The organism is Stackebrandtia albiflava (assembly GCF_007994225.1).
GTDB classification, from domain to species: domain Bacteria; phylum Actinomycetota; class Actinomycetes; order Mycobacteriales; family Micromonosporaceae; genus Stackebrandtia; species Stackebrandtia albiflava.
The window spans coordinates 1,030,945-1,045,472 of the sequence record NZ_VLLL01000006.1 but is presented as its reverse complement, the minus strand read 5'-3'; the positions used below and the strand labels follow the sequence as shown (position 1 = coordinate 1,045,472).

Here is a 14,528-nt window from a genome sequence, read left to right as displayed (position 1 = left end):
ACGGTAGCGATCGTCGTCGATCCCTTCGACGGTGAGCCGCCGCGTCCCGGCGGCCCGGTCGCCGCCCATCGCCGCGTCCTGGCGGCCCGCCGCCCGGGCGCGACGCCGACGGCTGGAGCTCCTGGATCGTCGGCGTCCGGGATGCACGGCGAGGCGGAGGACTCGCCGCGTACCACACGGTACGCGGCGAGTCCGACGACGCGGCCGGTCGCCGTCTGACCGTTCCGAGCCGGCCGCTCCGGTGATCCGGCCGTCTCACAGACGGGGGTCCACCGGTTCCGACTCCAGCGCCAGTACCGCGAACACCGGTTCGTGGACCCGCCACATCGGGGCGCCCCCGGCCAGCCGGTCCAGTGCCTCGAGGCCCAGCGCGTACTCCCGCAACGCCAGGGACCGCTTCCTACCCAGGAAGCGCTGCCGCAGCCGCGCGGTGTTCTCCGGTTCCGTGTAGTCGGGGCCGTAGACGATCCGCAGGTAACCGGGACCGCGCACCTTCAGCGCCGGTTGCACCGGCCTGCCCGCGTCCGACATTACGACGGCGGTGTCGGCCGTGACCGGTTTCACCACCATGCCCTCACCACCGGCGTCGGTGAGCGTGGTCCACCAGGCGACGGCGGCGGCACGGTCGGCGGGGTCGGTCAGGTCCACCGCGCGCGTCCGGGTCGCCCGGATGGTGCCCGTGGTGTCGTGCCCGGCGAGCCTGGTCGACTCCTCCTGGTGCCAGGTGTGCGGGCGGCGCGCCAGGTTCTGCCCTTCGGCGGCGAGGAACTGGAACGGTGCCAGTTCGACGCCGTTCAGCCCGTCCACCGGACGGCAGTACGCGGCGAACGCGTCTCGGAACCGGGCCGCGTTGTCGAGTCGCCGGGTCTCCCGGGCCAGCAGCGGGGCCACGTCGAGACCACGGTCGGCGGCCGCGGCGAGCACCGCGACGGCCTCAGGCAACGCCGCCCCGGCCGCCGCCGACACCGACGCGTACTGGTCACGGATGAGCCGTCCCGCCTTGACCGACCACGGCAGCAGTTCGGCGTCGAGTACGAGCCAGCCGGTCTGCCACCGGTCCCACAGTCCGGCCGCCGTCACCGCCGACCGGATCCGCTCCAGCAGGCCCGCCGTGAGCGCGGGGTCGGAGAAGAAGGACCGGCCGGTGCGGGTGTACACGGCACCGGGACCGGCGACGCCGAACCGGTGCACGGCGGCCTCGTCGTCCCTGGTGACCACGACGACCGCCCGGGAACCCATGTGCTTCTCCTGGCAGGTGACCCGGGTGATCCCGTTGGACCGGTAGTGGTCGAACGCCGGTTCGGGGTGCTCGATGAGGTCTCCCTCGGACGGCGTGTCGGCCGGTGACATCGTCGGCGGCAGGTACACCAGCAGACGCGGGTCGATGGTGAACCGGCTCGCGATCTCCAGCGCGGCGGCGGCGTTCTCCTCCCGGACCTTCACGCGGCCGAGTAGTCCCGTCTCCACGACCCGGGTGCCGCCGACGTCGCGGTAGTGCAGGGCGTCGGGTTCGCGCACCGGGGTGGGCGGCGCCAGCGGCCGGACCGGTTCGTACCAGACGGCCTCGGCGGGAACCGCCACCAGTTCCCGTTCCGGGTAACGCAGCGCGGTGAGCCTGCCGCCGAACACGCAGCCGGTGTCCAGGCAGATGGTGTCGTTGACCCATTCCGCGTCCGGCACGGTGGTGTGCCCGTACGCGACGACGGCCTTGCCCCGGTATTCCTCGGCCCAGGGGTAACGCACCGGCAGGCCGTACTCGTCGGTCTCGCCGGTGGTGTCGCCGTACAGCGCGAACGACCGCACCCGGCCGGAGGCGCGCCCGTGGTACTCCTCCTTCAACCCGGCGTGGGCGACGACGAGCCGGCCACCGTCGAGCCGGTAGTGGCTGATCAGTCCCTCCATGAAGGCCGCGGCCTCCTTGCGGAACTCCTCGGGCTCGGCGTCGAACTGCTCCAGTGACTCGGCGAGCCCGTGCGCGATCTTGACCTTGCGGCCGGCCAGTGCCTTGACGAGTTTCACCTCGTGGTTTCCGGCGACGCACAGGGCGGTGCCGGCGGCGACCATGCCCATGACGAGCCGGACGACGCCGGGCGAGTCGGGTCCCCGGTCGACCAGGTCGCCGACGAACACCGCCGTGCGTCCCTCGGGGTGTTCGGCTCCGACCGCGCGTCCCTCGGCGTCGCGGGTGAACTCGTAGCCGAGCCGGGTCAGCAGCGTCTCCAGTTCCGCGCGGCAGCCGTGGACGTCGCCGACGATGTCGAACGGCCCGGTCAGCGCGGTCCGGTCCGACCAGGCGGGTTCGTACTCGAACCGGGCCGAATCGATCTGGTCGGCGGCGAGGACGTGCACCCGGCGGAACCCCTCGCGGCGGATGCCGCGCATCGATCGCCGCAGTTCGCGGTGCTGCCTGGGGATGACGTGTGTGCCGAAGTCACGGTCGGCGCGGGAGTCGTTGCGCCGCTGCGCCTCCGCCGGATCGACCTCCAGGACGACGGCGTCGGCGAGGACGTGGTGCCGGCGCGCGAGCGCGATCAGCTCGCGTCGCGCCTCGGGCTGGACGTTGGTCGCGTCGACGACGGTGAACAGCCCGCGGCGCAGCCGGGTGCCGACGATGTAGTGCAGGACGTCGAAGGCGTCGGGTGTGGAGGTCTGGTCGTTCTCGTCGTCGGAGACGAGTCCTCGGCAGAAGTCGCTGGATATCACCTGCGTCGGACGGAAGTGCCGGGCGGCGAAGCTCGACTTCCCGGAGCCGGAGACTCCGACCAGCACCAACAGGGACATCGCGGGTACGCGGATCTCAACCACGGCGGAACACTCCCATCTGGGTCGGGTGGCCGGCCACCGCGTCCTCTTCTCCCACACCGGACACGTCCACCCGGTAGCCGTAGCGGGCGGCGGTCTCCTCCGCCCAGTGTGCGAACTGCGCGCGGTCCCACTCGAACCGGTGGTCGGGGTGGCGCAACGCGCCGTCGGGCATCTCGTACACCCGGTTGTACTCGACGTTGGGGGTCGTCACCACGACGGTCGCGGGTGACGCGGAACCGAACACGACGGAGGTCAACGCGGCCAGCCTGGGCGGGTCCACGTGCTCGATCACCTCCATCAGGACGGCCGCGTCGTAGCCGGAGAACCGGTCGTCGTGGTACGTGAGCGCGCCCTGGAACAGGTTGATACGGGCCGCCATGCGGTCGCCCGCCCGGTCGAGCCGCAGGCGCCGCTCGGCGAGCCGCAGGGCGTGCGTAGAGGCGTCGGTACCGGCGATCGTGGTGAACCGGGGGTCGGCGGCGAGCAGTTCGAGCAGTTTCCCGGATCCGCAACCGAGGTCGATGACCCTGGCCGCGCCGCTGTCCCGCAGCGCCGCCAGGACCGCCTCGTGGCGGCGGGTCGCCAACGGCACCGTCGGCGCCGGTGCGTCGGGCGTGTCGTCGGACGGTTCGGGCGCGGACTCCTCCTCCACCGGCGGATCCAGTTCGGTACCCGACTCGTCCAGTTCGGCGAGCCGGGCGTGCGCGACGCGGTGCAGGCCGCGCCGGTTGCCGAGGTAGCGGCGGGTGATGAGGTTGCGGGCGGGGTGCGCCGCGAGCCATCCGCCGCCGCTGCGCACCAGCTTGTCCACCTCACCGATGTCGATCCAGTAGTGCTTGGCGTCGTCCAGCACCGGAAGCAGCACGTACAGGTGGTTGAGGGCGTCGGCGAGCCGGACGGTGCCGGTGAGCCGCAACGAGACGTACCGCGAGTCACCCCATTCGGGGAACGAGTCGTGCAGTGGCACGGGTCGCGCGTCGACCTCCCAACCGAGTGGCGCGAACAGCCGGTGGGCGACCTCCACACCGCCTCGGCACGGCACGGCGGGAAGGAACAGTTCCAGGGGGATGGCGGTCTTCGCCAACTCGGGCCGGGTGTCGCAGCGGCCGCTGCGCGCGGTCGCGAAGACCTTCCCGAGGGCGACCGCGAACAACGACGACGCCGCGTAGGGACGGTCGTTCACGTACTGCCCGAGCGAGAAGTCCGGAGACTGCCTGCCGCGCGACTTCACCAGCCGGATCGGGTCGACCTCCAGCAGCAGGGCGGCGGTGCAGGTCTCGGCGTCGGCGCGTGGGTAGAAGACGGTGGCGGTGCCGAACGACTGCGAGAAGTTCGCGACCCGGTCGGGGTGTTTGTACAGCAGGTAGCCCAGGTCCGTGGCCGGTGAGGCGGTGGTCGTGATGGTCAACAGCACCGCTCGATTGTGGGGGTGTGCCGCAACCGAGTCCAGCGGCTTTCCGCGAGCGGCGTTCCCACTCCGGGGATGTCGGCGTTTCGAGGGTTGGTGGGGGTGACGATTCGGGGCGAAGGGTGTCAAGAATGCGTCACGACGCTGGCCGCCGCACCGGGGCGGGCGCACACTGAGACCGTGACACCTGATTACCGCCGGGAGGCCGGCGACGCCGCGAGACGTGCCCGGCACGGCGCGGACCGGTGGGCCGTGTTGTCGCTGCTGGTCGCGCGGCAGGTCGCGATCGCCGGTCTCGCCGTGTTCGCGTTGACGCTGGTGTGGCGCTGACCCGGCCGTCGCACCGTTCCACCCCGTCGGGTCTCGCCGTGACCGCGGTCCGTTCCGGGCGGCGTGCCCGTCTCTCGGGGCCGGCCTGACGACCGGACCCGACGGACGCCCGGCGGTTCACCGGGCGTCCTGTCACCTGGCGACCGTCACGGGCCGCACCGGGCCGGCCGTGTCTCCTGTGGATAACGGCGGACGCGACCCGTGCGGTACCGCTACGGCAGTGCGCAGAGGCCGCAGCTGTAGGCGCCGCAGCTCTTGTACTCGCAGCGGGGACCGGTGTAGGTGCAGGTGCGGCAGCACCGGCGCAGTCCGCCGCTGCCACACGGCTGGTTGTAGCACTCGCGGGTCTGTTCGTAGCAGGCGGCGGTGGCGTCCGCGCCTCGGACCAGTCGGCTCAGCACCGCGTCGGCGATCCGGTTGACTCGTTTCATCGGGCACTCCTCGGTAGGTGGTGGCGGCCGCGTGTCGGCGGCGATACGGATATAACGGATGCATCCACAACGGACACACAACGGGTCCATGAACCGTCCATGAACGGTGCCGTCACTCCACGACGGGCAGGTACACCCGGCCGCCGCCCTCGGTGAACTCGCGGGACTTCCGGCGCATCCCCTGTTCGGCGTAGCCCTTCAGGTCGTGGGAGATCCGCATGGAGCAGAACTTCGGCCCGCACATGGAACAGAAGTGCGCGGTCTTGGCGGGTGCGGCGGGCAGGGTCGCGTCGTGGTAGGACCGTGCCCGGTCCGGATCCAGCGAGAGCGCGAACTGGTCCTCCCAGCGGAACTCGAAGCGTGCCTTCGACAGCGCGTCGTCGCGGGCCTGCGCGCCGGGGTGGCCCTTGGCGAGGTCGGCGGCGTGCGCGGCGATCTTGTACGCGATGACGCCCTCCTTGACGTCGTCTCGGTCGGGTAGTCCGAGGTGTTCCTTCGGCGTCACGTAGCAGAGCATCGCGGTACCGAACGCACCGATCACGGCCGCGCCGATGGCGGAGGTGATGTGGTCGTACGCGGGTGCCACGTCGGTGGTCAAGGGTCCCAGGGTGTAGAACGGCGCCTGCCCGCAGACCTCCTGCTGCCGGTCGACGTTCTCCTTGATCTTGTGCATGGGCACGTGTCCCGGTCCCTCCACCATGACCTGGACGTCGTACTCCCACGCGATGCGGGTCAACTCCCCCAGGGTGTCTAGTTCGGCGAACTGGGCGGCGTCGTTGGCGTCGGCGATGCTGCCCGGCCGCAGCCCGTCGCCGAGGGAGAAAGCGACGTCGTAGCGGGCGAAGATCTCGCACAGCTCGCGGAAGTGGGTGTGGAGGAAGTTCTCCTCGTGGTGGGCAAGGCACCAGGCGGCCATGATGGAGCCGCCGCGCGACACGATGCCGGTGACCCGTTCGGCGGCCAGCGGCACGTGCGCCAGGCGGACGCCGGCGTGCACCGTCATGTAGTCGACGCCCTGTTCGGCCTGCGCGATCACGGTGTCGCGGTACACCTCCCAGTCGAGCCGGGCGGGTTCGCCGCCGACCTCCTCCAGTGCCTGGTACAGCGGGACGGTGCCGATCGGCACCGCCGAGTTGCGGATGACGTGTTCGCGGGTCTCGTGGATGTTGCGGCCCGTGGAGAGGTCCATGACGGTGTCGGCTCCCCATCGGGTGGCCCAGCGCAGCTTCTCGACCTCGGCGGCGGTGGAGTCGCTGACGGCGCTGGTACCGATGTTGGCGTTGATCTTGACGAGGAAGCGGTTCCCGATGACCATTGGTTCGCTCTCGGGGTGGTTGACGTTGGCGGGCAGGATGGCGCGGCCGGCGGCGATCTCGGCGCGCACCAGTTCCGGGTCCGTCCCCTCGCGGATCGCGGCGAACTCCATTTCGGGGGTGACCACGCCGCGCCGGGCGTGGTGGAGCTGGCTCACCCGGTCACCGGGACCCCGTTCCGCGATCCATCCGGCCCGTATCCGGGGCGGTGGGTCGTCCCCCTCGGGGCCGGAGGTGTCGTACAGCCGGACCGGCGGTTCGCCGCCGCCGAGTCCGACCTCCTGGAACGGCACCCGGATGTCCGGCCGCGAGCCCGTCACGTACACTTTCCGCCTCATTGCACTGTCCTTTCAGGATCGTGGATTGCGCCGACGTGGTCGAGTGGCCCGGCTCCGGCGCCCAGTCGGCGTGTCGCCGCCGCGCGCAGGCCCGCCGTCACGTACCGCTTGGCGGCGGCCAGGGCGGCGCCGACGTGGTCACCGTGGGCGAGCCGGGCGGTCACGGCCGCCGAGAAGGTGCAGCCGGTCCCGTGCGTGTTCCCGGTGGTGATCCGCCGCGCCCGCAGGTCGGTGACCCGGCCCTCGAGCCAGCAGACGTCCACGGCCTCGTCGCCGGAGTCGTGGCCGCCCTTGAGGACCACGACGCGCGGCCCGTGGCGGGCGAGTTCCCGCACCGCCTCCTCGCGGTCGGCCCGGGTCGACAGCGGTCTGCCCAGCAGCAGTTCGGCCTCGGGGAGGTTGGGGGTGAACACCGTGGTGACCGGCCCGAGGAGCCGCAGGTAGTCGCGTGGGTCGCCGGTGTAGAGGCGCGCCCCCGAGGTGGCGACCAGCACCGGGTCCACCACCAGGTTCGCCGGTGCGCCGGCGGCGACCGCCGCCAACTGCTCCGGGCCGCCCAGCATGCCGGTCTTGGCGGCGGCGACGGGGAAGTCCGCGGTGACGGCGTCGAGCTGCGCAGTGATGAAGTCGGGCGGGACCGTCAGGGACGCGCTGACACCCACGGTGTTCTGGGCGGTCAACGCGGTCACGACCGTGGTCCCGTGCACCCGGTGGGCGGCGAAGGTCAGCAGGTCGGCCTGGATGCCGGCACCGCCGCCGGAGTCGGAGCCCGCGATGGTGAGCGCGACCGGCATGTGGGTCGTGGTCACAGCGCCGCCAGCCCGGTGAACGGCGTGGACGCCTCCGCGTAACGGCGCCGGGGGATCCTGCCCGCGCGGTACGCCGCCCGCCCGGCCCGGACGGCGTCCCGCATGGCCGCCGCCATCAGCGGCGGGTCGGCGGCCCGAGTGACGGCCGTGGCCAGCAGTACCGCGTCCAGGCCCAGTTCCATGGCGACCGCCGCGTCGGAGGCGGTGCCGATCCCGGCGTCGCAGATCACCGGAACGGACACCTTCTCGCGGATCAGCGCGAGGTTGTGCGGGTTGCGGATTCCCAGTCCCGAACCGATCGGCGCGGCGAGCGGCATGACGGCGGCGGCCCCGGCGTCGGCGAGCCGCATCGCCAGTACCGGATCGTCGCTCGTGTATGCCAGGACGACGAAGCCGTCGCGGACGAGGTCGGTGGTGGCGGCGAGGAGTTCCACCGCGTCGGGCAGCAGGGTGTCCTCGTCTCCGACGACCTCCAGCTTGATCCACCGGGTGTCGCACGCCTCGGCGGCCAGGTGCGCGGTCCGGACGGCCTGCCGGGCGGTGAAACAGCCGGCGGTGTTCGGCAGCACCGAGACACCGCAGTCGGCGAGGACGTCCAGGATGGAACCGGGTGTCTCGGGGTCGAGTCGCCGCATGGCGACGGTGACGAGGTCGGTGCCGGAGGCGGTGACGGCGTCTCGCAGCACCGTATGGCCGGTGGCGCCGCCGGTTCCGAGGATGAGACGTGAGCCGAGTTCCCGGCCCGCGATGACGAGTGTGTCGGTCGGGTCGGTCACGTCAGCCTCCCTGGCTCGCGGTCAGCACCTCGACCCGGTCGCCGGTGCACAGTGCACGGTGCCACTGCGATCGGGGCACGACCTCGCCGTTGACGGCGACCGCGACGCCGCGTTCCGCCGACGTCAGGCCGCCCACCAGGCCGGCGACGGTCTCGGTGTCCACGTCGGTGGGCACGCCGTTGAGTTCTACGCGCATGGTGACTACTTCCATCCTGTGTGGATTGGGGGAGCGGGCGCGGTTCAGCGCGCGCCGAACCGCGCGGGGTCGAACGGCGCCACGTCTTCGGGGGTCCGTCCGGTGAGGATGAGCCGGCTGATGAGCGCGGCGGTGACGGGCGCCAACAGGACGCCGTTGCGGTAGTGGCCGGTGGCGGCGACCAGGCGGTCGTCGAGAGCGCCCAACAACGGGGCGTTGTCGGGCGTGCCCGGACGCAGTCCCACGTTCACCTCCGCGACGTGGTACTCCCCGAGTTCGGGCAGCACCTCGACGGCGTCGCGCAGCAGCGTCGCGGTGTCGGCGGCGGCCGCGACCGGCGTGAAACCGGTCTCCCGGCTGGAGGCTCCGACGACCACCTCGCCGTCGGCCCGGGACACCACGTACACGGCCCTGCCGCGGTTGAGCGCGCGGATCGCCACCGGCGGATTCCCGGTGCCGCGCAGTCGGATGACCTGGCCCTGGATCGGCCGGACCGGAAGACCGGTCAGGCGCCCCGACCAGGTGCCGGCGGCGACGACCACGCGCCCGGCGGGCAGCCCCGCCGGGTCGGTGACCCGTTCCTCCCGGCGGACGACGCCCGCCGCGGCGGTCGCCTCACCGAGTGCCGCCATCACCCGCCGCGGGTCGACCTGGTGGTCGTCGGGTGCGAACACCCCGCCCTGGACCCGGTGGCTGAGCGCGGGTTCCAGCGCCAGGCATCCCCGCGTGTCGAGCCGGGTACCGGGCCAACCGCACTGCCGCCGGTAGGCGTGGGCGCGGTCGAGTTCGGCGACGTCCGCAGCGTCCACACCGACCGTCAGCGTGCCGCAGCGTCGGTATCCGACGTCGCCGCCCAGCTCGTCGGCGAACCCGGGCCAGAGGGCGGCCGAGTCGTGGGACAGGCGTGACAGCGCGGTCGCGCCGTACTCGGCCTCGGTCGCGGGTGCGAGCAGGCCGGCGGCCACCGTGGAGGGCCGGCCGGGGGCGGGGACGTCGTAGACGGTCACGGCGGCGCCGCCCTGGGCGAGTCGCCACGCGATGGAGGACCCGATGATCCCGCCCCCGACGACGGCCACGTCAGGAGTGCGCATCCAGCACCTCCAGGAGACGGCGGGTCGCGGCGAACGGATCGGCGGCGCCGGAGACCGCGCCGACGACCGCGACGCCGTAGGCGCCGGCGGCCAGGAGGTCGGGGACGGTGTCGGCGGTGACGCCTCCGATGGCGATCACCGGTATGCCGACCGACTCCGCCACGCGCCCGACCCCGTCGGGGCCGAGCGGGTCCGGTAGGCCGGACTTGGTGGTGGTGCCGTAAGCCGGTCCGACGCCGAGGTACGCCGCCCCGGCGCGCTGCTGCGCCCGGGCCGACTGCGGGTCACGGCAGGTGGCGCCGAGCAACGCCCCGGGTGGCAGGAGTCGCCGCGCGGCGGAGACCGGGAGGTCGTCGGCGCCGAGGTGGCCGCCGTGCGCGCCGGCGGCGAGGGCGATGTCGAGCCGGTCGTTGACCAGGCAGGTCGCCGCGTGCTCGCGGCACAGCGCGACGAGTCTCATCGCGAGGTCGAACAGTTCCCGGTCGGTGTGGTGCGCTCCGCCTCGCAACTGGACGACCGGGGCTCCGGCGGCGAGCGCGGCGTGGGCGACCGGGATCGGGTCCCGGCCGGGCCGGCAGTCGGTGACTACGTGCAACCGTCCCCATCGGACGGAATCCGGGTGGATCGTGACCATGGCTCCTTCTCCCTGCGCCGGCATGATCCGGATCAGGTGGGGAGTCCGCCCGTGGCGGACTCCGACGGTCGGGAGCTACCTAGCTCCCCTCTCAGCCCGGTGCACCGGACTCCCGCGGGTGGGTGGTTCGGTGACCACCGTACGCGACGGCGCGGCGTTGGGCAAGGCTCCACAGATCGGTGGAAAACCGATCATTCCGGGTAACAGTGCGTAGGATCGCAGCCAGCCGTCCGCCGCTCCGGCGCGCCGTCGGTGGGGACGGGATCGGTGGCGGCCCGGGGAATCGGGGCCGCGCGCCGGTGGCGCCGCCCGGCGGGGTCCGCGCGCCGGGCGGGCGGATACGACGAGAGACTACTGAGGAGTATGAGCATGCCCACACCGGTGAACGTGGCGGTCATCTACTACTCGTCGACCGGAACGGTGCACGCGTTGGCCCAGGCGGCGGCCGACGAGGCATCCGGGATCGACGGGGCGCAGGTCCGGCTCAGGAAGGTCCGGGAACTGGCCCCGGATTCGGCCATCGAATCCAATGAGGACTGGAAGCGGCACCGCGCGGAGACCCAGGACGTCCCCGAGGCGTCGATGGACGACCTGGAGTGGGCCGACGTCCTGCTACTCGGCTCGCCCACCCGCTACGGCCTGCCGACCTCGCAGTTGAAGCAGTTCATCGACCAGTCGGGTCCGTTGTGGGAGTCGGGCAAGCTCGTCAACAAGGTGGCGTCGTCGTTCACCACCTCCGCCACCAGCCACGGCGGCCAGGAGTCGACCATCCTGGCGATCAACAACACCTTCTACCACTGGGGATGCATCATCGTTCCACCCGGTTACGCCGACCAGGTGCAGTTCGCCCACGGCAACCCGTACGGCGCGAGCCACGTCGGGGGCACGCCGGGCCAGCCGCTTCCGGGCGACGACCAGCTCGCGTCGATGCGCTTCCAGGCCAGGCGGACGGTCAACGTGGCGCAGGCGTTGCTACGGGGCGGGCTGCAACAGGGCTGATCCCGGCGCCCGCCGGTCCCGGAGGCCGTCTCAGCTCCAGGTGGCCGCCGCCACGACGGCCACCAACCCGGCGGGCACCTGCGCGGCGGCGATCACGTGGTACAGCGGGGCGTTGAACCTGCCCCGGCGACCCCGGTCGGCCCGGGGCACCTCGGTCTCGGGTGGCTTCTCCCGCCGCGCCATCGTCTCGGCGGTGACCCGGCCCGCGAACCCGCCCACCGTCAGGAACACCAACGACACCATCACCCCGATCCCGAAGCCGTGCAAACCGGATTCGGCGCGGGTGGCGGGGTCGCCGCTCAACGGGACCGCGAGTGACACCGCCATGACCAGCAGCATGACCATCATCGCCCGGATCAGCCAGGGACGCGCGCCCAGCCGGACGTAGGCGGTGAGGAAGACCGCGATCGGGGCACCGGTCGACAGCCAGCCGAACAGCCCCTGCACGGCGGGGGCGACACAGCCGTCGGCGTCGCACAGGGCTGCGGTCATGCCGGTCCGCAGGAGGTCCTGCCCGACGACCGCGCCGACGGCGCCAAGGACGACGAGGCACGTCCACACCCCCGTCTCGATCCGGCTCATGCGGGGACGTGAGGCGGAGTGAAACGACATGCCCCTACATTACGGATCGATACAGATAAATCCGACAAGACCGTTCGCCTCGCCGGATCTCGTACCGTCAGGAACCGGCGACATCGCCCCCACCGCCGCGTGGTCAACGCCCCGACAGCAGGGGCGCGATCTCGGTGACGTCGTTGGTCCAGACCAGGCCGGTGAAGCCGTCGGGGATCCGGTCGAGCGAGTCGGCGGAGTCGAACCCCTCGGAGAACCCACCGTCGCCCGCGACCAGCACCACGACGGTGTCCACCTCCGCCATCCGCTCCGCGAACCGCACCGGCCAGCCCCACAGCCACGGCGCGTAACCCTCCGGGATGTGCAACTGCGTGTGGTGACAGGCATCCGGCACCATCCCCGTCCACGCCATCACCTCGTACCGCAGCAGGCAGTCCGTCATGATCTCCTTGGACATCACCCGCAGGTCCGGCATCCGTTCCCGCAGCGCCGCGATCGGCCGGTCACCGCCGTACACGGTGAGGTTCTCCACGCGCTTCTCATCCACCGTGGACAGATACTCGGCGAGCGCCTCCCCCTCGGCGGGATCGTCGCTCTTGACGTGGATCAACAGCCGTTCGACGGGGAACTCCGCCAACACCTCGGTCAGCGACGGCATCATCCCGACGCCCTTGCCCCGGAACGGGAAGGTCTCGCCTCCGTCGAACGTGTACCCGTGTCCGACGTCGAGCCGCTTCAGCTCGGCCATGGTGAAGTCCCGCGTGGTGCCGGAGCCCTCGGTGCGGCAGTCGACCTCCCAGTCGTGGAACACCGCGAACTGACCGTCCGCGGTGATGTGGACGTCCAGCTCGACGACTTCGGCGCCGGCGTCGAAGGCCGCGCGGATACCCGGCAGGGTGTTCTCCAGGTACCCGTGCGCGGGCTCGTGGATGATCTCGGCCGTACAGGTGTCGTCGCCGACCCCGGCCACGTCGAAGGTCTGCGCCACGCCCCGGTGGGCCAACACCCCCGGCCCCTCCCCCGGATCCCCGGCGAGCCACGAGGAGTTCACCGCGTACACGTACCCGGCCACCAGCACCAGAACGATCCCGAAGCGGTACCTCTTGCGCCGCCACCACGGACGGCCGGGCGCGGTGGAGACGTCCGGGGTGGGCGGTTCGGTCGCCGCCACGGCGACGGGTTCACTTCCGGTTCCGGTCATCGCCGCATCCTGCCATGGCGCGTACGGTCATCGCCGGGGCTCCGGAAACCCGTGCCGCGCAGTGACTCCGGTCACCCGGAATCGGCTGCCCGGTCCCTCTCCAACGCGGCCAGCGCCCGCGCCGAACCGGTGTTGCCCAGTTCCGCGGCCTTCCGCCACCAGATCGCCGCCTCGATCGTCCGCCCCCGGCCACGGTAGAGCTCACCGAGGTTGTGCATCGGACGGGAGTCGTGCGGATCGTGTTCCAGCGCCTTGCCGTACCACTCCTCGGCGGCCTCGAACTCGTCGTCCCGGTGCAGCACGGCCGCCAGGTTGTTCGCCGCGTCGCCCCGTCCGGCCTCGTACGCCCGCAGGTACCAGGCCGCGGCGGTCTCGGAATCGTCGTCGCCGGTCGCCAGCAACCCCAGGTGGTACATCGAGTCGGCCGAACCGAGTGAGGCCGCCTCCCGGAACCACAGCACGGCCTCCGTGATGTGGTCCTGGTGCAGGAGGAGGAGCCCGATGCCGTGCAGTACATGGGGATCACGGTCCTCCGCGGCTCTGCGCCACCACGCCAGCGCCGCCTGCCGGTCGTCGTGGCCGTTGAGCAGGACGTGCCCGAGGTTGAACATCGCGGCGGTGTCGCCGGCCTCGGCGGCCCGCCGGAACCACGCCTCCGCCGCCTCGGTGTCCCCGTCGCCGTGCAGTGCCACGCCGAGGTTGAACATCGCCTTGGTGTCACCGGCCTCGGCCGCCAGCCGGAACCACTCCCGCGCCTCCGTCTCGTCGCCGTGGTCGCGCAGCAGGTTGCCCAGTGCCCGCATTCCGGGCGGGTATCCCGTGTCGGCCACCCACCGGTACTCCCGCTCGGCCTCGGCGAGGTCACCCAGCTCCTCGGCGCGCGCCCCCCGTTCCAGCCCGGCGGCCTTGGCCACGTCGCCGGATTCGACCGGGCCGGGACCGTCGGAGTCGACCGGCTCGGCCTCCAGCTCCTCCAGCCGCCGTGCCGCCGACCGGCCGCCCGCCTCGGCGGCGTGGCGCCACCACAGCGACGCCGCGACCCGTTCACCGCGGTCGTGGTGGATCATGCCGATGTTCTCCATGGCGCCGGAGTGCCCGGCCTCGGCGGCGGCCCGGAACCACTGCTCGGCGGTGTCGGACTCGCCACGGGACCGGTGACCGACGCCGAGGTTGAACACCGCGTCGACGTCACCGCCCTCGGCGGCCAGGCTCCACCAGTGCTCGGCGCCGGCCTGGTCCCCGGCGTCCAGGCGGCATTCGGCGACCAGGCACATCGCGGTGGTGTCGCCGGTGTCGGCCAGTCGCCGGAACCACTGCTCGGCGGTGGCGTCGTCACCGCGTCGCCTGTGGACGACCCCGAGGTTGTGCATCGCCTGGGGGTCACCCAGGTCGGCACCGAACCGCCACCACTGCTCACCCTCGTCGGTCTCGCCGGCCTCGTGGCACAGCGAACCGTAGTGGAACGCCGCCGCCGGATGCCCGGCTTCGGCGGCGGCCCTCAGCAACGTGGCCGCGCGGGGGTGGTCCCCCTCTCCCAACGCGGTCAATCCCGCTTCGAACTCCACGGCCATCGGCGGTTCGGCGAACGTCGCACCGGAGAAATCCATCCCGGAATGATGCCCCA

Annotated in this window: 14 protein-coding genes; 2 read left to right on the top strand and 12 right to left on the bottom strand. The window is 72.1% G+C overall.

The genetic code is table 11. The annotated features are described in order from the left end of the window. Window positions 1-255: 255 nt before the first annotated feature. Together LX16_RS15695 and LX16_RS15690 are read right to left on the bottom strand one after the other, a co-directional pair. Entirely contained in the window at window positions 256-2,805 is a 2,550-nt protein-coding gene (locus LX16_RS15695; RefSeq protein WP_147139548.1) for a polynucleotide kinase-phosphatase, read from the bottom strand. Further along, complete coding sequence (locus tag LX16_RS15690) at window positions 2,798-4,219, bottom strand: 3' terminal RNA ribose 2'-O-methyltransferase Hen1 (RefSeq protein WP_147139546.1); 1,422 nt, start codon at window positions 4,217-4,219, stop codon at window positions 2,798-2,800. Before LX16_RS15690 ends, LX16_RS15695 begins: the two co-directional genes overlap by 8 nt. Before the next feature lie 174 nt (window positions 4,220-4,393). On the opposite strand from LX16_RS15690, the gene LX16_RS26655 reads away from it, so the two are divergent. Continuing rightward, a complete protein-coding gene (locus tag LX16_RS26655; RefSeq protein ID WP_158645621.1) occupies window positions 4,394-4,543 on the top strand; it encodes a hypothetical protein in 150 nt (49 codons plus the stop codon). 212 nt (window positions 4,544-4,755) lie between these two features. On the opposite strand, the gene LX16_RS15685 is transcribed toward LX16_RS26655, so the two are convergent. From LX16_RS15685 to thiE, 7 genes are all read right to left on the bottom strand, one after another. Beyond that, window positions 4,756-4,974 (bottom strand): hypothetical protein, encoded by a 219-nt coding sequence (locus LX16_RS15685; protein ID WP_147139544.1) that lies wholly within the window; start codon window positions 4,972-4,974, stop codon window positions 4,756-4,758. A 112-nt stretch (window positions 4,975-5,086) separates the two neighbouring features. Further along, a complete protein-coding gene (gene thiC, locus LX16_RS15680) occupies window positions 5,087-6,625 on the bottom strand; it encodes a phosphomethylpyrimidine synthase ThiC (RefSeq protein ID WP_147139543.1) in 1,539 nt (512 codons plus the stop codon). Continuing rightward, entirely contained in the window at window positions 6,622-7,419 is a 798-nt protein-coding gene (gene thiD, locus LX16_RS15675) for a bifunctional hydroxymethylpyrimidine kinase/phosphomethylpyrimidine kinase (protein WP_147140808.1), read from the bottom strand. The genes thiC and thiD overlap by 4 nt, the downstream gene beginning before the upstream one ends. An 11-nt stretch (window positions 7,420-7,430) precedes the next feature. Beyond that, window positions 7,431-8,210 (bottom strand): thiazole synthase, encoded by a 780-nt coding sequence (locus LX16_RS15670; protein WP_147139541.1) that lies wholly within the window; start codon window positions 8,208-8,210, stop codon window positions 7,431-7,433. Window position 8,211: 1 nt separating this feature from the next. Further along, window positions 8,212-8,406, bottom strand: coding sequence for a sulfur carrier protein ThiS (gene thiS, locus LX16_RS15665; protein ID WP_147139539.1), 195 nt, complete (start codon window positions 8,404-8,406; stop codon window positions 8,212-8,214). A gap of 44 nt (window positions 8,407-8,450) precedes the next feature. Further along, window positions 8,451-9,497 carry a glycine oxidase ThiO gene (thiO, locus tag LX16_RS15660; RefSeq protein ID WP_211354523.1) on the bottom strand — a complete coding sequence of 349 codons (1,047 nt, stop codon included), beginning with the start codon at window positions 9,495-9,497 and terminating at the stop codon, window positions 8,451-8,453. Beyond that, window positions 9,484-10,131, bottom strand: a complete 648-nt coding sequence (thiE, locus tag LX16_RS15655) for a thiamine phosphate synthase (RefSeq protein ID WP_147139537.1) — start codon at window positions 10,129-10,131, stop codon at window positions 9,484-9,486. Before thiE ends, thiO begins: the two co-directional genes overlap by 14 nt. 369 nt (window positions 10,132-10,500) lie before the next feature. On the opposite strand from thiE, the gene wrbA reads away from it, so the two are divergent. Further along, on the top strand, window positions 10,501-11,130 hold the full coding sequence (gene wrbA / locus LX16_RS15650; RefSeq protein ID WP_147139534.1) for an NAD(P)H:quinone oxidoreductase: 630 nt from the start codon (window positions 10,501-10,503) through the stop codon (window positions 11,128-11,130). Between the two features lie 30 nt (window positions 11,131-11,160). Here wrbA and LX16_RS15645 read toward each other — a convergent pair whose 3' ends face one another. The 3 genes from LX16_RS15645 to LX16_RS15635 form a co-directional block, all read right to left on the bottom strand. Continuing rightward, entirely contained in the window at window positions 11,161-11,742 is a 582-nt protein-coding gene (locus tag LX16_RS15645; protein ID WP_147139532.1) for a hypothetical protein, read from the bottom strand. Between the two features lie 103 nt (window positions 11,743-11,845). After that, window positions 11,846-12,904, bottom strand: coding sequence for a glycerophosphodiester phosphodiesterase family protein (locus LX16_RS15640; RefSeq protein WP_147139530.1), 1,059 nt, complete (start codon window positions 12,902-12,904; stop codon window positions 11,846-11,848). A 71-nt stretch (window positions 12,905-12,975) separates the two neighbouring features. Continuing rightward, window positions 12,976-14,511: a tetratricopeptide repeat protein gene (locus tag LX16_RS15635; RefSeq protein WP_158645620.1), complete on the bottom strand. Its 1,536-nt coding sequence runs from the start codon at window positions 14,509-14,511 to the stop codon at window positions 12,976-12,978. Between the last annotated feature and the right edge of the window lie 17 nt (window positions 14,512-14,528).